General features: G+C 40.5%; 15 protein-coding genes, 7 tRNA genes, 3 rRNA genes, 1 pseudogene and 1 riboswitch. Of the genes and pseudogenes, 4 read left to right on the top strand and 22 right to left on the bottom strand.

All coding sequences use genetic code 11. From position 1 onward, the window contains the following. Positions 1-329: 329 nt before the first annotated feature. Together MKY30_RS08240 and MKY30_RS08235 are read right to left on the bottom strand one after the other, a co-directional pair. Positions 330-980: a Vat family streptogramin A O-acetyltransferase gene (locus MKY30_RS08240; RefSeq protein ID WP_339284208.1), complete on the bottom strand. Its 651-nt coding sequence runs from the start codon at positions 978-980 to the stop codon at positions 330-332. Positions 981-995: 15 nt separating this feature from the next. After that, positions 996-1888 (bottom strand): annotated as a pseudogene (locus tag MKY30_RS08235) (Vgb family protein). 632 nt (positions 1889-2520) lie between these two features. Between MKY30_RS08235 and MKY30_RS08230 the strand changes: the two are divergent. Next, a complete protein-coding gene (locus MKY30_RS08230) occupies positions 2521-3408 on the top strand; it encodes a nucleoside hydrolase (RefSeq protein WP_341083429.1) in 888 nt (295 codons plus the stop codon). Next, complete coding sequence (locus MKY30_RS08225; RefSeq protein ID WP_339284204.1) at positions 3405-4340, top strand: aminoglycoside phosphotransferase family protein; 936 nt, start codon at positions 3405-3407, stop codon at positions 4338-4340. Before MKY30_RS08230 ends, MKY30_RS08225 begins: the two co-directional genes overlap by 4 nt. A 193-nt stretch (positions 4341-4533) precedes the next feature. On the opposite strand, the gene MKY30_RS08220 is transcribed toward MKY30_RS08225, so the two are convergent. The 18 genes from MKY30_RS08220 to MKY30_RS08135 form a co-directional block, all read right to left on the bottom strand. Then, positions 4534-5124: a DNA-binding protein gene (locus MKY30_RS08220; RefSeq protein ID WP_339284202.1), complete on the bottom strand. Its 591-nt coding sequence runs from the start codon at positions 5122-5124 to the stop codon at positions 4534-4536. Between the two features lie 228 nt (positions 5125-5352). Next, positions 5353-5586: a hypothetical protein gene (locus MKY30_RS08215; RefSeq protein WP_339284200.1), complete on the bottom strand. Its 234-nt coding sequence runs from the start codon at positions 5584-5586 to the stop codon at positions 5353-5355. Between the two features lie 388 nt (positions 5587-5974). Next, positions 5975-6048, bottom strand: a tRNA-Ile gene (locus MKY30_RS08210). 10 nt (positions 6049-6058) lie between these two features. Then, positions 6059-6132: transfer RNA gene (locus MKY30_RS08205), tRNA-Gly, on the bottom strand. Positions 6133-6142: 10 nt separating this feature from the next. Further along, positions 6143-6218 (bottom strand) — tRNA-Phe (locus MKY30_RS08200). A 95-nt stretch (positions 6219-6313) separates the two neighbouring features. Further along, positions 6314-6390: transfer RNA gene (locus tag MKY30_RS08195), tRNA-Asp, on the bottom strand. A 4-nt stretch (positions 6391-6394) separates the two neighbouring features. Next, positions 6395-6471: transfer RNA gene (locus MKY30_RS08190), tRNA-Met, on the bottom strand. Positions 6472-6493: 22 nt separating this feature from the next. After that, positions 6494-6569 (bottom strand) — tRNA-Val (locus MKY30_RS08185). A 5-nt stretch (positions 6570-6574) separates the two neighbouring features. Then, a tRNA-Glu gene (locus tag MKY30_RS08180) sits at positions 6575-6649 on the bottom strand. 129 nt (positions 6650-6778) lie between these two features. Then, positions 6779-6894, bottom strand: a 5S ribosomal RNA gene (rrf, locus tag MKY30_RS08175). 60 nt (positions 6895-6954) lie between these two features. Then, positions 6955-9875 (bottom strand): 23S ribosomal RNA (locus MKY30_RS08170). 253 nt (positions 9876-10128) lie between these two features. Beyond that, positions 10129-11691: ribosomal RNA gene (locus MKY30_RS08165) — 16S ribosomal RNA — on the bottom strand. Together the 16S, 23S and 5S rRNA genes with 7 tRNA genes alongside form the textbook arrangement of a ribosomal RNA operon. Before the next feature lie 694 nt (positions 11692-12385). Continuing rightward, a complete protein-coding gene (locus tag MKY30_RS08160) occupies positions 12386-12526 on the bottom strand; it encodes a hypothetical protein (protein WP_186813746.1) in 141 nt (46 codons plus the stop codon). A gap of 2 nt (positions 12527-12528) precedes the next feature. Continuing rightward, positions 12529-13005 carry a regulatory YrvL family protein gene (locus tag MKY30_RS08155; protein ID WP_341083426.1) on the bottom strand — a complete coding sequence of 159 codons (477 nt, stop codon included), beginning with the start codon at positions 13003-13005 and terminating at the stop codon, positions 12529-12531. Between the two features lie 341 nt (positions 13006-13346). Then, positions 13347-13634: a hypothetical protein gene (locus MKY30_RS08150; protein ID WP_186813747.1), complete on the bottom strand. Its 288-nt coding sequence runs from the start codon at positions 13632-13634 to the stop codon at positions 13347-13349. A 123-nt stretch (positions 13635-13757) separates the two neighbouring features. Further along, the gene (locus MKY30_RS08145; RefSeq protein WP_147212673.1) at positions 13758-14300 is read right to left on the bottom strand and encodes a hypothetical protein; all 543 of its coding nucleotides are present in this window, start codon (positions 14298-14300) and stop codon (positions 13758-13760) included. 732 nt (positions 14301-15032) lie between these two features. Further along, on the bottom strand, positions 15033-15347 hold the full coding sequence (locus MKY30_RS08140) for a DMT family transporter (protein WP_339284196.1): 315 nt from the start codon (positions 15345-15347) through the stop codon (positions 15033-15035). Beyond that, the gene (locus tag MKY30_RS08135) at positions 15347-15688 is read right to left on the bottom strand and encodes a DMT family transporter (protein WP_147212675.1); all 342 of its coding nucleotides are present in this window, start codon (positions 15686-15688) and stop codon (positions 15347-15349) included. Before MKY30_RS08135 ends, MKY30_RS08140 begins: the two co-directional genes overlap by 1 nt. Positions 15689-15767: 79 nt before the next feature. Further along, a riboswitch (guanidine-I (ykkC/yxkD leader) is annotated at positions 15768-15867 on the bottom strand. Between the two features lie 285 nt (positions 15868-16152). On the opposite strand from MKY30_RS08135, the gene MKY30_RS08130 reads away from it, so the two are divergent. Then, positions 16153-16812 carry a sigma-70 family RNA polymerase sigma factor gene (locus MKY30_RS08130; protein WP_156989093.1) on the top strand — a complete coding sequence of 220 codons (660 nt, stop codon included), beginning with the start codon at positions 16153-16155 and terminating at the stop codon, positions 16810-16812. Between the two features lie 55 nt (positions 16813-16867). Continuing rightward, complete coding sequence (locus MKY30_RS08125; RefSeq protein ID WP_341083418.1) at positions 16868-17851, top strand: NAD-dependent epimerase/dehydratase family protein; 984 nt, start codon at positions 16868-16870, stop codon at positions 17849-17851. Between the two features lie 334 nt (positions 17852-18185). Here the strand turns inward: MKY30_RS08125 and MKY30_RS08120 are convergent, their stop codons facing one another. After that, a complete protein-coding gene (locus MKY30_RS08120; RefSeq protein WP_341083416.1) occupies positions 18186-18647 on the bottom strand; it encodes a stage III sporulation protein AH in 462 nt (153 codons plus the stop codon). 54 nt (positions 18648-18701) lie between these two features. Beyond that, positions 18702-19406: a hypothetical protein gene (locus MKY30_RS08115; protein ID WP_341083414.1), complete on the bottom strand. Its 705-nt coding sequence runs from the start codon at positions 19404-19406 to the stop codon at positions 18702-18704. Between the last annotated feature and the right edge of the window lie 112 nt (positions 19407-19518).

The raw sequence follows: 19518 nt of genomic DNA, 5'->3' as shown, positions 1-19518 counted from the left end.
TTTTAAAGCAGCAAAGTTTATACTATAAACTGTTCCTATCAGGCCAGTTAGGCGGTTATTATTTTACTCCACACAAAGTACCACTATTGTTCATAATATAGACTTTGCGTGGAGTTTAACAAGTACCATACCAATCATTGGAACTCTCGAACTCACTGGAATCATCTCCTTTTTTCACTTACCATATATAATTGTTTAACTTTAAAAAACCGCTTTAGATACTTTTAACATGGTATTGAAAACAGAATTGTTTCCAAAGCCGTTACAGGGTTGATCTCTCCTGTAAATCATATACATCTTTCGGAATTATAAAATGAACATAAATTTATTTAATAACCGCCCTTAGAAACCTTCCTAAGCACTTCCATATCTAAACCAAGAATAGCATCCATATGATTGTTAATAACCTGAATATCTAAATCCCACCACCTTATCTGTAACAACTCTTTTATTTTAGATTCAGAAAATCTTTTTTTGATTTGATTAGCAGGATTTCCTCCCACAATGGTATATGGTTCAACATCTTTTGCTACGATTGAGCCGGCTCCAATAATCGCTCCATCCCCTATGGTTACACCAGGCATAATCATAGCATCCATACCGATCCAGACATCATTACCAATAATTGTATCTCCCTTTAGAGGCAGCATATCCAGCGAGGGTGTATGCTTTTCCCAGCCATTTCCGAATATATTAAAAGGGTAAGTAGAACCATCCATGCGATGATTCGCTCCATTCATGATAAAAGTAACTCCAGGCCCTATCGAAGAAAACTTTCCGATAATCAATCTATCCCCTATTAATTCATAAAGATATAAAACTTGATCTTCAAAAGACTCTCCATTCTTACTGTCATAATACGTGTATTCACCAGCTTCGATATTCTTTTTTGTCAGCAATGGTTTGATAAACTGAACATTTTTATTTCCAGCTATCGGATATATTTGATTTGGATCCGGCCCTTTTATTATTTCTGTCATATATTCACGCCCTTTTTATGAATTTTTTCTAATACAGCCTATTTTATTACACTCTAACGCAAACCATATCTCTCCATCTTCATTGCATGTGATGCCATGAGGTTCTGAGGTTGATGTTGGAATGTCATATTCATTTATCTTTCCATTTGTAAGCGAAATCTGACCAATTTTATTTGTCCCCACTCCGTAAACCATATATCATTATTTGTTCCTGGAGCAATCGTATGCGGACGTGCATTTGAAGCTGGTATATCAAATTCTGTAATTTTCCCATCTGTCGTGATTCGCCCTATTTTATTTCCAATGATTTCGACAAACCAGACAGCATCATCTGAACCAGTAGTAATACCGACCGGGCCTGATGATGCTGTTGGTATAGGATACTCTGTTAGCTCCCCTGCATCTGTAATCCTTCCAATGACATTATTTTAATTTTCAGTGAACCAAAGTGCGTTGTCTGAACCCAAAGTAATGAAAGCAGGATAGGATTCCTTATTGGGCAAATCATATTCATGAATCATACCATCAGCGTTCAGCTTTCCTATACGGGCTCCCTTCATTTGCGTAAACCATATATCACCATTTAGTCCCTCTGCTATTCCATACGGTTCTGAATCAGGATACGGCAATAAGTATTCTGTAAAATTACCTGCTGTTGTCAGTTTCCCTATTTTATTGGCAGCATTTTCTGTAAACCAGATATCACCGCTGGATGAGACAGTTAAGCACATCAGCTTTGCGTTTGGAGTGGGTACTTCATACTCTTTTATTTCCCCATTCTTATTGATGCAGCTTATTTGGTTTGCTTTATATTGGGTAAACCAAATATTTCCGTCTTTTGCTGCAGCAATACCATAAGGACCGGAATCAGCTTTAGCGATTGTAAATTCTGTTATATTCATTTTCATCCTATTCCTCCATTTAACCATTAGATTTTTTAACGAGCTTCTTAAACGTATTATCCAGCTATTATAGAGATAGACATATTAAAAACCCCCAATTCATATTCTGAACAGGAGGTAATCATAAATAACAAAAAGAAAATACCTTTTGATTATTATGAAGTACATGATGAATCCTATTCGGAAAATGCAATGTTATAAATGTCAGGTTTCTGAATAGGAGGATGATGTACCAATATTTTTCTGTTTCGTATTATTGGAGTAAAAAAGCACAGACTTATCCTATCCAGAAAACGTTTCGTGACCTATAACGAATGTTTTTCTTATAAATAGGATTAATAAATCATGTACTCTTTTCACCCTTTCAACGTTTATCTGCTTTAAGTTTAAACATAGTGGTTTATAAAAATCAAGCTATTATTACATCTGTTAGCAAATAATATAAGTTTTCATATAAAAATACCTCCACCAACTGAACGTTTATGAATTTTGTATCCCAAAGAATGCCTAAAATTAACCTCACTGGCTCTAAACATCATTTGTTACGTATGATACAATCATGAAAAAGGAGGTGCAGCATGGGGATTTGCAAAGAACTCTTGTATTAAGAATTTCTATTATTACAGGAGGTATTTATTATGAAAAAAATATTACTTGATACAGATATTGGCGGCGATATTGACGATGCAGTGTGCCTGGCATACTTATTAAATGAACCTCAATGCAGTTTAATGGGGATTACAACCGTATGCGGTGAACCAGAAAAAAGAGCCGCTGTTGCTGATGCGATCTGCAAAGCAGCTGGCCGGGAAATCTCAATTGTTGCAGGCCTGGATACAACACTGCAACCTGTACCGGTATATCCAACGCCGGACGGTGCTTCGGCATTATCTAATTGGAAGCATAATACCTATAAAAAAGCGGATGCTCCAGCGTTCATGTATCAACAGATTAAAGACCATCCACATGACATTACTCTAATCGGTATTGGCAATATGACGAATATTGCTGCTCTATTTCGTGACTATCCGGACGCTCCCGGTCTATTAAAAGGTCTATATCTGATGAATGGATATTTTGCAAAAGAACCATTGCCTGAGCCTTGGTATAATTGGAACTCCTGGGCAGATCCACTGGCATCAAAAATCGTGTTTGCTTCCAACGTAAAAGCCCATAAAGCTATTCCACTTGAGGTTACGGGGAGGCTTACTATTGAAGCAGCACGGGCAAATGAATTGTTTCACACAAATTCAAGTTTAACCAAAGCAGTTCTCGACTTTGGGAATGCCTGGTTAGAAAGCTCCAATCAATTAACGTTACATGACCCTTTAGTGGCCGTTTCCATTTTCCACCCGGAAATATGCCAATTTGAAAAAGGCTTTGTCGCCGTTGAAACAAATGAGGAATCATCGATGGGTTCCACATTCTTTACAACAAATAAAAATGGAAATGTAGACATTGCAAGAACGGTAGATAAAGAAGCTTTCTACCACATCTTATTATCTACATTAAATAAAGTTATATGAAGTATGAAAGAGAAATTCCACCACTTGTAATCAGCAGAGCCACTGCCAATGGTGAAGCCGGGAAAAAATGGCTGGAGAAACTGAACGATGTTATTTTAGAACTTGAAAACCAATGGAAAATTAAAGTTGGACAAACCTTATTTGGCGGTTCAACTGCTTTTGTAGCAAATGCAGTAAACGGGCAAGGAAACGAGTATGTAATAAAAATGGAAATGCCTGATAGTGTCTGGCAAGTTGATTTTTCTAATGCGATAAAAGCTTTAGAGCTGGCAAACGGCAATGGATATGTAAAATTATTTGCCTATGATTACGATAAAAAGGCTTCTTTATTAGGACGCCTCGGGAAACCTTTAAAAGAGACTGGCAAACCAGTTCTTGAGCAGATTAACATTATTTGCTCAACCTTACAAAAAACATGGACTGTTCCTTTCCAGCATTCCACATTGCAAAGCAACAAAGAGGTTTTTTCTTGGTTTAGCGGGTTTATTGAAAGCACCTGGAAATCGTTAAATTACCCATGCTCAGAGGGGACGATTGCATTTGCCTATCGTTTTCTCCACTCAAGACATAAGGAAGAGAATCCGAAAAATCATGTACTCGTTCACGGGGATGCCCATAACACGAATATTTTACAAGATACATCCAAAGAAAATCAGTTTAAATTGATTGATCCAGATGGCATAATCTACGAAAAAGCTTATGATTTAGGTGTTTTGATGAGAGAATGGACTGAAGAATACAAGCACCATCCTGTAGAAAAAGGTATGGAACGGTGTGCCCATTTGAGTATGCTAACAGGTGTGGACAAACAAGCCATTTGGGAATGGGGCTTCCTTCAGTGTGTCTCCACTGGATTATTATTGCTGGCAATTGACAATAAATCCGGTAAAGATTTGTTAGCAGTTGCAGAGGCTTGGTCAGATAAAAGGTAGCTGTTTATTCTTTTAGATTACTATTACAAATTAGGGCAAGAGTCTATCTTAAAAAACTTTAGATGCTCTTTGTCAATTAAACGATACAAATAACTTTTTAATAGTCAAGAAAACCGGATTTTTATACGAAACACCGGTTTTCTTGACTTCCACACAAATTAATCCAAAAAGCATTGTCGATCATGAAACCGAATTAATATTGGCCCGCAAAATAAGTTGTAATCATTTTAATCTTAGCGTCTTTTTTATTGCTGGCAAACCCAAAAAAATCTGCAATATAAATCTGTCTGCCATCATTTAACGTCATGGTTGTATGTGAAGCTCCTTCTTTACCATGGGTAAGATTCATAGCTATTTCCACGCTGCTGACAGGGTAATCTGTTTCAGATACTTTTTGAGAAAAGTTCAGAAATCCATGAATCTCCTCCCTATTAATCACACACCATATAACGTCCTCCGTTAAGACATCTTTTAATATTTCTTCCTTGCCGGCGGCACGCCCTATAATAAAATCACGAATAATTCTTCTTTTGGGGGCATTGTCACATTTTAAATCACCAAGAACTGCAAAGTCAGGAGTGAATGAGAGCTGATTACTCTCCGCAAACTTTAATCCTTTTTCTGTTAGTGTATCCCTTAATATGCTGACTGCTTTTGGTCCGACACCATGAATTTTAAGCAGTGTTGTTTCATCAAGCCTAGCAGCATCTTCAATTGTTTTAATATTTATATGATGAAGGGCATTCATTGCAGGCTTACCGATTTTAGGAAGTGGACTACTCATGGGTAACTAAACTCCTTCCGGGAAATAAATATATTATTCCAGTTTAACATTTATTTTGGTCTTCCGTTACTATTGAAAGGGGCACGATAAACTTATCTGTCACATTTTTGAATGCCGAACTAAAAGATGTTTCTTCTAATGGCTACTTGATCATCCCATCTAGCTGCAATGCAGTTTTAACAGCACAAATAAGCTCATTTTTCAACATTAGCTCTATTATTATTTTCATTAACTCTTAACATCAATAAAACGCAGCATTCCTTTTTCAACAGATATCACATCATCCTGATTAAAAATAATACAGGCTTTTCCTCCAGCATGCTTATCAGAATCAAACTCACCAAGAACTGTTACGTAACCCTTTTCAAAAAAATAAATAAGATGTTTGTCATTTTCCTCTGATTCAAAGGCTGCTAAATCATTATGTAAATACGCTCTCATTGGTTTGTCGTATAATTGCATGTATATTTCTCCCTTTAAAGATAGTTTGAAAAACCAATTATAGCATCCTCATAATTTAGTTTGAAGCTGAGGGCTAATTTTATTTTGAAATAAATTTCGATTGAATGTGCTATATACGGCAAAAAGGATTTTGAAGAGAAAAATGGAGCAAACAAAGAGGGAAAGTTATAAATATGTATGCAAAAAAAAAACTCTCTCACAACTTGTCTTCTTTACGGGAGTAGCTTCCAGTCATCGAGTAATTTTCCTAAAAAAAGACCTCATAGAGAGGGTTTAAATCATTGACCCGCAGCTTAGAAGGCTGTTGGGCATGAGTTAAGGTCATCATGATAATTCTTATATTAACATACAAATGTATGAGATTTGCATCATAAATATATATAAGTAATGGGCCTGAGTGGACTCGAACCACCGACCTCACGCTTATCAGGCGTGCGCTCTAACCAGCTGAGCTACAGGCCCACTTTAATAATGGAGCGGGTGAAGGGAATCGAACCCTCATCATCAGCTTGGAAGGCTGAGGTTTTACCACTAAACTACACCCGCATATTTAAGATGGTGGCTCGGGACGGAATCGAACCGCCGACACAAGGATTTTCAGTCCTCTGCTCTACCGACTGAGCTACCAAGCCAATTAACTATTATGTATGGAAGAATTAAAGGGATTCGAACCTGTGACTCTCTAATTACAAGTCAGCGGTTCTATCAGTTGATCCAAGGTGGTATATGGCGGTCCGGACGGGACTCGAACCCGCGACCTCCTGCGTGACAGGCAGGCATTCTAACCAGCTGAACTACCGGACCATTTTGGTTGCGGGGGCAGGATTTGAACCTGCGACCTTTGGGTTATGAGCCCAACGAGCTGCCAGACTGCTCCACCCCGCGATATGAATTTATAAGTCTTATATGGTGGAGGATGCAGGGCTCGAACCTGCGACCCCCTGCTTGTAAGGCAGGTGCTCTCCCAGCTGAGCTAATCCTCCATTATTGGTGACCCGTACGGGATTCGAACCCGTGTTACCGCCGTGAAAGGGCGGTGTCTTAACCGCTTGACCAACGGGCCAGGTATTATTTTCCAGTTAATAGGAAAATAAATAATTTCACAGGCAGATTTTAAAAGTTAAACTTCAAATCTACGACCAGTCGGTTATTAACCGAAGTTCTACCATTAAGGTACTGTGAAATAAGGATTGCCTGGCGGCGTCCTACTCTTGCAGGGGGAATCCCCCAACTACCATTGGCGCTGAAGAACTTAACTTCTGTGTTCGGCATGGAAACAGGTGTGACCTCTTCGCTATCGCTACCAGACTTATTTATTTAGGATTTGCACCCTGAAAACTAAATAAGAGTAACGTGACATCAAAAAACTTAGATAAGTCCTCAATCGATTAGTATCCGTCAGCTGCACGTGTCGCCACGCTTCCACCTCGGACCTATCAACCTCATCGTCTCTGAGGGATTTTACTCACTTGAAGTGATGGGAAGTTTCATCTTGAGGGGGGCTTCATGCTTAGATGCTTTCAGCACTTATCCTTTCCACACGTAGCTACCCAGCTATGCTCCTGGCGGAACAACTGGTACACCAGCGGTGTGTCCATCCCGGTCCTCTCGTACTAAGGACAGCTCCTCTCAAACTTCCAACGCCCACGACGGATAGGGACCGAACTGTCTCACGACGTTCTGAACCCAGCTCGCGTACCGCTTTAATGGGCGAACAGCCCAACCCTTGGGACCGACTACAGCCCCAGGATGCGATGAGCCGACATCGAGGTGCCAAACCTCCCCGTCGATGTGAACTCTTGGGGGAGATAAGCCTGTTATCCCCGGGGTAGCTTTTATCCGTTGAGCGATGGCCCTTCCATGCGGAACCACCGGATCACTAAGCCCGACTTTCGTCCCTGCTCGACTTGTAGGTCTCGCAGTCAAGCTCCCTTCTGCCTTTACACTCTACGAATGATTTCCAACCATTCTGAGGGAACCTTTGGGCGCCTCCGTTACCTTTTAGGAGGCGACCGCCCCAGTCAAACTGCCCGCCTGACACTGTCTCCGAACCGGATTACGGTCCTGGGTTAGAATGGTCATACAGTTAGGGTGGTATCCCACGGGTGCCTCCACGTAAGCTGGCGCTCACGCTTCAAAGGCTCCCACCTATCCTGTACAAACTGCACAAACATTCCATATCAGGCTACAGTAAAGCTCCACGGGGTCTTTCCGTCCTGTCGCGGGTAATGCGCATCTTCACGCATAGTATAATTTCACCGGGTCTCTCGTTGAGACAGTGCCCAAGTCGTTGCACCTTTCGTGCGGGTCGGAACTTACCCGACAAGGAATTTCGCTACCTTAGGACCGTTATAGTTACGGCCGCCGTTTACTGGGGCTTCGGTTCAAAGCTTCGCTCCGAAGAGCTAACTCTTCCCCTTAACCTTCCAGCACCGGGCAGGTGTCAGCCCCTATACTTCGCCTTTCGGCTTCGCAGAGACCTGTGTTTTTGCTAAACAGTCGCTTGGGCCTATTCACTGCGGCTCACTCACAAGTGAGCACCCCTTCTCCCGAAGTTACGGGGTCATTTTGCCGAGTTCCTTAACGAGAGTTCTCCCGCTCACCTTAGGATTCTCTCCTCGCCTACCTGTGTCGGTTTGCGGTACGGGCACCTATGATCTAACTAGAGGCTTTTCTTGGCAGTGTGAAATCAGGAACTTCGGTACTCTATTTCCCTCCCCATCACAGCTCAGAAATATGTCAGACGGATTTGCCTATCTGACTTCCTCGCATGCTTGGACGCACATCCATCAGTGCGCACTCCTTATCCTCCTGCGTCCCCCCATTGTTCAAACAATCATGAGGTGGTACAGGAATATCAACCTGTTGTCCATCGCCTACGCCTGTCGGCCTCGGCTTAGGTCCCGACTAACCCTGAGAGGACGAGCCTTCCTCAGGAAACCTTAGGCATTCGGTGAAAGAGATTCTCACTCTTTTTTCGCTACTCATACCGGCATTCTCACTTCAAAGCGCTCCACCAGTCCTCACGGTCTGACTTCTCTGCACTTTGAACGCTCTCCTACCATTGTTCGTAAGAACAATCCGCAGCTTCGGTGATACGTTTAGCCCCGGTACATTTTCGGCGCAGCGTCACTCGACCAGTGAGCTATTACGCACTCTTTCAATGATGGCTGCTTCTAAGCCAACATCCTGGTTGTCTGTGCAACGCCACATCCTTTTCCACTTAACGTATACTTTGGGACCTTAGCTGGCGGTCTGGGCTGTTTCCCTTTCGACTATGAACCTTATCACCCATAGTCTGACTCCCAAGTTGAAGTAACTGGCATTCGGAGTTTGACTGAATTCGGTAACCCGGTAGGGGCCCCTAGTCCAATCAGTGCTCTACCTCCAGTACTCACGATCTTGAGGCTAGCCCTAAAGCTATTTCGGAGAGAACCAGCTATCTCCGTGTTCGATTGGAATTTCACCGCTACCCACACCTCATCCCCGCATTTTTCAACATACGTGGGTTCGGGCCTCCAGTCAGTGTTACCTGACCTTCACCCTGGACATGGGTAGATCACACGGTTTCGGGTCTACGACCGCATACTCATTCGCCCTATTCAGACTCGCTTTCGCTACGGCTCCGTGTCTTCCACTTAACCTTGCATACAATCGTAACTCGCCGGTCCATTCTACAAAAGGTACGCCGTCACCCATTAACGGGCTCCGACTACTTGTAGGCACACGGTTTCAGGTTCTATTTCACTCCCCTTCCGGGGTGCTTTTCACCTTTCCCTCACGGTACTGGTTCACTATCGGTCACTAGGTAGTATTTAGCCTTGGGAGATGGTCCTCCCGGATTCCGACGGAATTCCACGTGTTCCGCCGTACTCAGGATACACTCCGGAGGAAATTCCTTTTCAACTACAGGGCTGTTACCTTCTTCGGCTGACCTTTCCAAGTCGATTCGTTTAAAGAATTTCTTTGTAACTCCAATGGAGTGTCCTACAACCCCAAGAAGCAAGCTTCTTGGTTTGGGCTCTTTCCGTTTCGCTCGCCGCTACTCAGGAAATCGATTTTTCTTTCTCTTCCTCCAGGTACTGAGATGTTTCAGTTCCCCGGGTCTGCCTCATCTACCCTATGTATTCAGATAGATGTCCTGTCCCATTACGAACAGTGGGTTCCCCCATTCGGAAATCCCCGGATCAAAGTTTACTTACAACTCCCCGAGGCATATCGGTGTTAGTCCCGTCCTTCATCGGCTCCTAGTGCCAAGGCATCCACCGTGCGCCCTTATTCACTTAACTAAAGTTTTGGAATAAGTTTGCTGATTACTTCGTAATCAGTTGTGTTGCTATATCAATAGCTTTTTTGCCTTATTTCTAAAGTTTGATGTCGTTGTTACTCTTATTTAGTTTTCAAGGTACAAGCTTCCACACGGATGTGGTGACTTCTGTGTTGTCACATGGACGTGACGGTTTTAACAGAAGTTCCTTGAGAGATTGCTCTCTCAAAACTGAACCAAACAACCAAGTACAAAATTCCGTTATATATCCTTAGAAAGGAGGTGATCCAGCCGCACCTTCCGATACGGCTACCTTGTTACGACTTCACCCCAATCATTCGTCCCACCTTCGGCGGCTGGCTCCAAAAAGGTTACCTCACCGACTTCGGGTGTTACGAACTCTCGTGGTGTGACGGGCGGTGTGTACAAGACCCGGGAACGTATTCACCGCGGCATGCTGATCCGCGATTACTAGCGATTCCGGCTTCATGTAGGCGAGTTGCAGCCTACAATCCGAACTGAGAACGGTTTTATGGGATTTGCTTGACCTCGCGGGCTTGCTTCCCTTTGTTCCGTCCATTGTAGCACGTGTGTAGCCCAGGTCATAAGGGGCATGATGATTTGACGTCATCCCCACCTTCCTCCGGTTTGTCACCGGCAGTCACCTTAGAGTGCCCAACTAAATGCTGGCAACTAAGATCAAGGGTTGCGCTCGTTGCGGGACTTAACCCAACATCTCACGACACGAGCTGACGACAACCATGCACCACCTGTCACTTTGTCCCCGAAGGGAAAACTCTGTCTCCAGAGCGGTCAAAGGATGTCAAGACCTGGTAAGGTTCTTCGCGTTGCTTCGAATTAAACCACATGCTCCACCGCTTGTGCGGGTCCCCGTCAATTCTTTTGAGTTTCAGCCTTGCGGCCGTACTCCCCAGGCGGAGTGCTTAATGCGTTAACTTCAGCACTAAGGGGCGGAAACCCCCTAACACCTAGCACTCATCGTTTACGGCGTGGACTACCAGGGTATCTAATCCTGTTCGCTCCCCACGCTTTCGCTCCTCAGCGTCAGTTACAGACCAGAGAGTCGCCTTCGCCACTGGTGTTCCTCCACATCTCTACGCATTTCACCGCTACACGTGGAATTCCACTCTCCTCTTCTGCACTCAAGTCCTCCAGTTTCCAATGCACGTTTACGGTTGAGCCGCAAGATTTCACATCAGACTTAAAGAACCGCCTGCGAGCGCTTTACGCCCAATAATTCCGGACAACGCTTGCCACCTACGTATTACCGCGGCTGCTGGCACGTAGTTAGCCGTGGCTTTCTGGTCGGGTACCGTCAAGGTACGATCAGTTACTATCATACTTGTTCTTCCCCGACAACAGAGTTTTACGATCCGAAAACCTTCATCACTCACGCGGCGTTGCTCCGTCAGACTTTCGTCCATTGCGGAAGATTCCCTACTGCTGCCTCCCGTAGGAGTCTGGGCCGTGTCTCAGTCCCAGTGTGGCCGATCACCCTCTCAGGTCGGCTACGCATCGTCGCCTTGGTGAGCCATTACCCCACCAACTAGCTAATGCGCCGCAGGCCCATCTGTAAGTGACAGCAAAAGCCGCCTTTCAACTTACCATCAGGAGATGATAAGTATTATCCGGTATTAGCTCGCGTTTCCGCGAGTTATCCCAGTCTTACAGGCAGGTTGCCTACGTGTTACTCACCCGTCCGCCGCTCGTTCCACGAACGTCCCTCCGAAGAGTTCTGTCCGCTTCCCGCGCTCGACTTGCATGTATTAGGCACGCCGCCAGCGTTCGTCCTGAGCCAAGATCAAACTCTCCATAAAAGTGTTTGTTTCTTTAGCTTTCAGAAGTCAACTTCTGACTTAAATATTCAAGAAAAACGAGGTGTTTTTCTTCTTTCGTACTGGTTGTTTTGTTCAGTTTTCAAAGAGCAATTTCTTTGTCGCTTTTAAAAACAGCGACCAAATTAATATATCATGCATTGGATTTATTGTCAATAACTTTTTTAAAGTTTTCTTTAGTTGTTATCGCCTTTTCAAAAGCACAAAAAGAATCATACCACACTATCAAACTAAAAAGCAATCATTTTTTTAATTTTTTTAATCCACTCTATCAAATAGCCAATTATCGCAGCATTCTTTTATAACTAATTAAATTCCTTTTTCACTCTGTTAATATTACGCAGATAATGGTACCAGTATAGTTTGCAGCTTAATTAAATAACATATAACAACTTACTTTCGCACATTAAAACAGGTATATAAAATTAGAGGAATCAGCCACCCATTGCTTTAATTGGCTTTGAATTTCCTTATTCGAATGTATGCTGGCATTATCTTGAATCTCGATTAATTAAAGACTACATATTTCTTGTATAGACTTATAAATACATTAATAAACTAGATTCTTTTTTTATAGTTCATTCGAATGCTCCTCCAGTTTAGAAAATCATTGTATATCAAAACTCGATAATATAATCCCCAGAAAGAATACCGTTATAATAAAAGCAGGAATGGATTATATTATTTTGTTTTTAACTGTAATGTCATCAAATTTTTTAAATAACTTAGTCAGCATAAATAATAAGCAGCCAAGAGCAGGAAGTATCCACGCAATCAGTCCAAGCATGAGACTGCCAATATTAAGTAAACCGATCATATTTAGTTCCTCGTTTCATTTATTGTTTCTTCATTCTCTTTGTCGTCATCATCAAAAATAATTTCGATTGCGGTAAGCAATGCTGCAATCACAACCTCTGTTTGCACAGAAAGCGTAATACTATTCATCAACTCGTCCACGGTAAACAGGACAAGCCAATTCGATGTGAATTCAATAATAATCCGGATAAAAAGTATCTTTGTTTTTTCCGTCATATTTCGGGTAAACAACACGAAAATTGATTTAGTAACCAATTCAAGTATGAGACCTACGCCAAACATGCAGATAACAAAAATAACCAAGGACCAAATTGAGTCATACTGAACGCCGAGCATTTTAAAAACTCCTGCCAGGCCAAAAAAATAAAGCCCAAATACAAAGCCCACTGCCAAAACAATAAGCAGTGTTATTCCTATAATTGCTATTATTTTTTCCTTTACGTTCTTATCACGAAAGGAATCATTTTCATTTTCTGACATACGTCTATTTCTTCCCCCTGTTCGTATTCTGCGATCTAGCAGGATAATAGTTACGCTCTATAGTAATATATACTTTTGTTTTTAGATAATTTACATCTTTTTGAAGCAATTATACTAAATTCAGAGCTGGCAGTATATATTTCTGAAACTTTAATAGTCCTTTACCTTTTGCAATTATATTTAATCCTCAGGGTTTTCAGTTAACACCCAGGGCATACGAGCTTCAAATTCTAATTGCAGAGCTTGGCCGAGGAGATTCATACTTTAAAAACGTTAATTCTTTCCCAAAACCAATGGTGAAATTCCCAGCGCTAACTGTATTAGTATCATTCCAGTCTGAATCAGCACAATATTCTCCTTCTACTAATTTCCCACTTAGATGATAGCTCCCCGAGTATAAGCCGTAAACCATCCTCCTGTTCACCAAACTCAGATAAATGGCTTGGTTTGGAAAGATTAATTCCTAGTCCAGTAAATACTTCTATTATTGCTGGGTTAAAATGTTTACTTGCTTCTATAAAATTCCTGCAATATAAACAATCACATATCTCTATATCCTTTGTATAGAATTTCTCTGTTTTATACAGGTCAACTTCTAACAACCACTTCATTAGTCTTATTTGCTTCATTCCATTCCCCCAAAAATTATACCCTTATAAAAAATCTGAAACTGATAGATGTTATTCATTTTATTATATAATTGACTTCAGACTCTTGTTCTTTCATCATTGAATCAGTTACAGGAATAATTTTTACTCATAACCTCCGCTGGATTCCGGCAGCTCTTTATACGCTTCCTTCCCTCTGATAATGCTAAATACATAATTGCGTAATCCAATTAGCTGCTCTGTATCGTCAGTTGGTTCACAGTAGGCTCCTGAAACAGAATGTGTTATTGTTTCACCATTAATAATAATTTCCCACTTGTCATCTTCGTGTGGCTCTATATTGCACATCGTTTCGTTTACAGGCTCAGGTATAAATTCTTTCGTTTCAACAATATTGATTTCTTTCATTTTCCCATAAATAGCTTTCATTTCTTCCTCTGTTAAGGTCACCTCTGCAGTTGCTGTTCCATCTGCTATTAAATCCTTTGTCACTGTACCTTCAAAAGTGTTAATTTCATTATTTTTTCCTACACCAAATTGAATAGAGAAATCAAAGTCATCCGGCATATTCTCTGGCATTCTTACAGAAGGATCAACTTGAGTCGGCTTGTTTTCATTTGTTTCATCAGATTGGCTGCATGCATTTAGAAAAAGTAAGAGTAAAATAAAAAGTAATCGTTTTTTCATGAATCGCCCTCCTTTTTAATTAAATAGACGAATGCAGTCCCATTTAGTTTCAGCTTTATCGAAAAAACTTCTTGTTGTACTGAAAAAGATTGCCCTCTTCAATAATTCCACCAGTCCACGTAACAATCCAATGCAAAATGTTACGGCGACTGCAATATCATGTTAATTAATTTCAGCCATGCTATGTGATCAATAAAAACTTACTAAAAGATACAGTTTAATAATCAGACATTTTAATATCCTTATTCGAGCATTGGCTGCAGATTACAGGAACATTCTCCCATTCAAAGCTCTTCCTGGGCATAGTCTGGGTCTTCAAATGGCTGGGAGGAAAATTCCATTTTATCCAGCACTTTTCACCTGTTTCTATAATCTTATCGCAATGGTCACAATGAAAATTTTTATCCTGATTATTATACATAAATCAATTCCCCCTCTCTATCTCATTCCCTAATTTAAAAAGAACGATATGTTATCCTCAACCTCTTTCCAACACCTAGTTACTTACTCATCCATATATTGTTTCTAATATTTCTATAAATTCAGTTTACACTAAACAGCTGTCTGCTTAAAATAAAGTTTAATCAAAAATGAACTTATCAAGGTATCATTCCAAAAATAAGAGCCTGTATTTGAAAAAATCATTCAAAACAGGCTCACGAACATATAACCCCAGTTTCTTCTATTTCAGATCCTCAAAAAACGAATCTTTTGTTTATATCTCTCATAATATTACGAAATAAGTTTAAGCCCAATCACTGAGCATAAAACCATTGTTATAAAAACCAGCCTCTTCCAATCCTTTGATTCGCCATAAAATATCATACCAATAAGCGCCCCACCGACTACACCAATTCCTGTCCAAATGGCATAACCAGTTCCCATAGGAATGAATTGCAATGAATAACTGAGTAAAGCAAGACTAGAACCAAACCCTAAAATGAGTAAAACAACGGTTTGCAAGTTTCGCTTTACAGAAAGCTGATTGATCATTGCAACACCAAATGTCTCCAGTAATCCCGCTATAATCAAAGTAAACCAGGCCATCAGGATTCAGCTCCTTTCTTTTCCTTATCAGGTGTAACTAATTTCAAGCCCATCACTCCAGATAATAGTACTGCTATCAAAAGAATTTTCATCCATTGGAATGCTTCTCCAAAGAAAAGAATCCCCGCAATAACAGTACCTGCTGTTCCTAATCCTACAAAAACGGCATATACCGTTCCAGCCGGAAGCACCTGTGCTGCTGTAATCATTAAATAATTGCTGACAATAATAGCGATTATTGTTCCAGTCCAGGTCCAAAAATCATAAGAATGGGTCAATCCAATCACCCAAAAAATCTCCAAAAAGGCGGCAATAAACACTTTAATCCAGTTTCGACTCAACGAAAACACCTCCAATTTTATTCTTACCAAAAAAGACTAAAAAAACAAAAAAGCCCTGAGAGATAACTGTAGATACAGTTTCTCCCGGGCTTTTATCCCTCCGTGACACAGCAGTTCACTGTGTGTTTTCTCTCGGTCCAGACCAATATTAGAATTGCGGAACCCTAGAAAACATTTGCTTAACTCTATTCCTTTAATTTCTTATCATTATACACAGATTTTAAAATGATTCAAGTTTCTCAGACTTTAACAAAATGTAACGAATAAAAGAGCGTAACAGACTAAATTTACATCCTTGCTCTATATCACTTGTGAATGTTACATATATCCGCAATAATATTGATAATATAATTAATAATCACCAGAACTTTTTCGTATTCAAATATTTTACCCCAAATCGTATCCTTTTCTTTCTGTTTATCGTTAAAAGGATTGAAAGGAGCGCTTGAAAAGGAGTGTAAATCATGAATCAAAAGTTTAATCAGGCTTGGGAAGACTATGCTTCTTCGATATGGAAGGCTTGTCTGCATTTTACCAGCAATCCCCACGATGCAGAGGACCTTATGCAGACAACCTGGATAAAAGCCTACATAAGTTGGCGAAAGAAGCCTAAGTCACTATCAAGGGCATACTTTACCACCATTGCAAAAAATACATGGATTGATGAGACTCGCAAACGGAAACTGCCAACCATTCCATATGAAGACAACTATCAGCAGTTCGGAGACTCTACTGAATTAGAAACTTCCTTAAATTTCACACATGTTTTAAATATACTTGTCACCAGACTAACCATAAACCAGCAAGTATTATTTCTTTTATCTGATGTATGCAGATGCAGTCTGAAAGAAATAGCATTTTTGACGAATATGAGTGTTGGAGCTGTGAAGGCAGCTCTTTTTCGGGCAAGACAGAAGGTAATAAATGAAGTTCGCGACAATATAGAAGAGCTCCACTCTGTAGATGAAGAAGAAGCACTTCGCGTACAACTGTACAGCCAAGCTTTGCAAAATGGGGATACCCAGCTTATTGCCAATCTTCTTACTGACAATGCGTGCATTCCAGCCTTATATGTTCAACAGCAGCAAGTCACTAATACTTTAGATTGCCAAATGACGGCTTAATTACTGAAAAACAGCTGGTTACAGACACTGTCTTTAAGGGGGAGGAATTAGACGAATGAGGGTACTACTTCTGGGCGGCACGTTATTTTTAGGAAAACATATCGCAGAACAGGCTTTGAATAAAGGAATGGATATCACATTATTCAATCGTGGAAAAACAAACCCGGAATTTCTAAAAGATGTACCAGGTGTCACGCATCTTGCTGGTGATCGCAGTACAGACGATATCGAAAAACTTACAGATCACTGGGACGTGGTGATTGATCCAGGTACAGATCCAAATGATGTAGAACGCTCGGTAAATCAATTAAAGGATCGTTGCAATACTTATATTTACATCTCCAGCATCAACGCATATAAGTATCTGAATAAAGGACCTGTGTGTGAAACCGATGCACTCAATGAACTGGATAAAGGCGACTACGGCAGCAATAAGGTTACTTGCGAGGTCATTGTAAACAGGGAGTTTTATGATAACTCACTTATTGTCCGGTCAGGTCTTATTGTTGGACCAGACGACCCGACAGATCGCTTTACCTATTGGCCATGGAGAATAAATCAGGGCGGGAGAATACTCGTCCCAAATGTCAGTGATAATAAAAAAGTTCAGTTTATTGATGTGCGTGATTTGGCATCATGGATTATTAAGGCTATTGAACAAGGAGTAAAAGGAACATTTAATGCAACTGGTCCGAGAGAGAATTTGGGGTATAAAGCCTTTATTTTAACTTGCAAAAAATTAGTTTCACCAGCAAATACAGAGCTTTGCTGGGCAGAGGAATCTGTTTTACAAGAAAATCAGGTGCAGCCCTGGGTAGAACTTCCTTTTTGGCTTCCTGACTCTTTAAATATGAATGGGATGATGGATGTGAACAATGAGAGGGCTATAGAAGCAGGATTAAGCTTTCGTCCAATGCAGGAAACGATTTTGGATACACTCGAATGGAGCTTACATGAGCGGAATGGAAACTGGAAAGCAGGGCTTGAGAGCGAGAAGGAGAAACGTGTGCTGGAAGCTGCGGGAAATAACGCTGGTTAAGGTATTGATCAAATTCTTTTCGCAAAGTCGTATTATACTTCCAATGAAAAGAACCCATTTTGAAACAATAATCAAAATGGGTTCTTTAACTAAGAAAGGCCTCCGCACTCAGCCAACACCGATATTAGAACACGCTATTCGCCATAGGGTTTGATGTTGAAATGCCACACCTCATTTGTAAATATATTCATTTCATCTATATTTTTACATATAATTTCACTTAACAGCATCCGGAAGTTAAAAAATAAAATTACAGGAGCTCCGCAAAACGAATGATATACTTTTGACGGCAGCTCCTTTTTCTTAATGTCCGAATGTCTGGCCTATCTTTTCATCATTCATCTTCTTCAATCGCAGCAGCTATTCCTTTTATATTCATTATTCTATTAGTCTCTTCTTCACTGCCAGGGAAAATATAACACTCTTCTTCATGACTGGTTGTCGCCAGCCAGACTTCCCCATCTTTGAAAAACGATAAGTCTTCAGGATGCTCTGGCATCTCCCACTCATATAGAGATGTAACTTTTTCTTTAATAATTTTTTTAACCTTTTCATCCTTTGTATGGTAGTAATACACCTTAGCTGTTTGCCCATCGCCTAAAATCGTACTTGCCCACTCGGACTCTTCTTTCATGGTAATTAAAGCAGAATCAATTGTTTTTAAAAACGTATCAAAGCTCTTTAAAGGACCCATATCCTTTCTTAAAACAAGATGAAATTGATCACATATATCAAAGCATACATCTATTAAATCTTGATAAGTTGTTCCCATTGCGTCTTTTTGCAATACTATCATTTTAATACTCCTTTTTATAATCTTTATCCAAAGCTGTCCCCTTATTTTGAAAAATCATTTTCGTTGATTATAAAATCTGGCACTGACAGATGGTATAAAGTTTATCGTATAACTGCTTCCCATTTCTTGCTTCACTTTTTTCATTAAAGCGAAGCCTCTGCGGTTGAATTTATCTTCCATTTCAATCCCGTCAGGAAGTAATTTATCAGTATCCCAATCTATCCATTCTCCATACTTCGCTGCCCAAGATAGTAATTCTTCTTCTAATTGACTTGAAATTGGAATATCTTTTATATCGAGATTACTGCCGCACCTGTTACACCAAAATGGATCTGCACCCATATCTCCTTCTATCTTTAAATCGTCGGGTTCTTTATTTTCACAACAATAACTTATGGATAGTGATCTTTCTGCCGGGACTTTTTTGATCGTCAATAACTCCCCTTCCTGCAGCAACAATTGCATCGGATCAACAATCTCATGTAACAGTACTTTTGATTTTCTCCGCGCCTTCAGTTCAAAATGATTTGAGCTGATTAAATGTGCTATTTGCACTGTACAAACTTTATAAGATTCTGTGTGATTGCGGATATATTGTAATAACGCCCGGAGCTCCCACTCTTTTTCCAAACCATTATATATTTCGATTTGAACTGGATAATCAAACCCTGGAATAACTTCATTGATTTCTATAAAATCAAGCGTGCCATTACCTTGTCCCATCTTTTGATCTGATGCTAAGTAATAGTAATTTGTCATTTGACAGCTCTCCTATCCTGGACGATATCATAATTAAATTCAGTAGATAGAAAATAATGAGAAAAACGTTTAATATTATTATAGCATTAGCATTGGTATATAGCGCTGTATC

This window comes from Oceanobacillus sp. FSL W8-0428, assembly GCF_038004405.1.
Taxonomy (GTDB): Bacteria; Bacillota; Bacilli; order Bacillales; family Amphibacillaceae; genus Oceanobacillus; species Oceanobacillus sojae.
The sequence above is the reverse complement of the archived record's forward strand: the minus strand, read 5'-3'. Positions and strand labels throughout refer to the sequence as shown.

What these genes read in the sequence shown, in the direction of transcription:
- MKY30_RS08225 (WP_339284204.1), top strand. Translation starts at nt 3,405, where the DNA reads ATGAAGTATGAAAGAGAAATTCCACCACTTGTAATCAGCAGAGCCACT.
- MKY30_RS08160 (WP_186813746.1), bottom strand. Translation starts at nt 12,526, where the DNA reads ATGATCGGTTTACTTAATATTGGCAGTCTCATGCTTGGACTGATTGCG.
- MKY30_RS08155 (WP_341083426.1), bottom strand. Translation starts at nt 13,005, where the DNA reads ATGTCAGAAAATGAAAATGATTCCTTTCGTGATAAGAACGTAAAGGAA.
- MKY30_RS08215 (WP_339284200.1), bottom strand. Translation starts at nt 5,586, where the DNA reads ATGCAATTATACGACAAACCAATGAGAGCGTATTTACATAATGATTTA.
- MKY30_RS08115 (WP_341083414.1), bottom strand. Translation starts at nt 19,406, where the DNA reads ATGACAAATTACTATTACTTAGCATCAGATCAAAAGATGGGACAAGGT.
- MKY30_RS08145 (WP_147212673.1), bottom strand. Translation starts at nt 14,300, where the DNA reads ATGAAAAAACGATTACTTTTTATTTTACTCTTACTTTTTCTAAATGCA.
- MKY30_RS08150 (WP_186813747.1), bottom strand. Translation starts at nt 13,634, where the DNA reads ATGAAGCAAATAAGACTAATGAAGTGGTTGTTAGAAGTTGACCTGTAT.
- MKY30_RS08120 (WP_341083416.1), bottom strand. Translation starts at nt 18,647, where the DNA reads ATGATAGTATTGCAAAAAGACGCAATGGGAACAACTTATCAAGATTTA.
- MKY30_RS08125 (WP_341083418.1), top strand. Translation starts at nt 16,868, where the DNA reads ATGAGGGTACTACTTCTGGGCGGCACGTTATTTTTAGGAAAACATATC.
- MKY30_RS08220 (WP_339284202.1), bottom strand. Translation starts at nt 5,124, where the DNA reads ATGAGTAGTCCACTTCCTAAAATCGGTAAGCCTGCAATGAATGCCCTT.
- MKY30_RS08230 (WP_341083429.1), top strand. Translation starts at nt 2,521, where the DNA reads ATGAAAAAAATATTACTTGATACAGATATTGGCGGCGATATTGACGAT.
- MKY30_RS08130 (WP_156989093.1), top strand. Translation starts at nt 16,153, where the DNA reads ATGAATCAAAAGTTTAATCAGGCTTGGGAAGACTATGCTTCTTCGATA.
- MKY30_RS08240 (WP_339284208.1), bottom strand. Translation starts at nt 980, where the DNA reads ATGACAGAAATAATAAAAGGGCCGGATCCAAATCAAATATATCCGATA.
- MKY30_RS08140 (WP_339284196.1), bottom strand. Translation starts at nt 15,347, where the DNA reads ATGGCCTGGTTTACTTTGATTATAGCGGGATTACTGGAGACATTTGGT.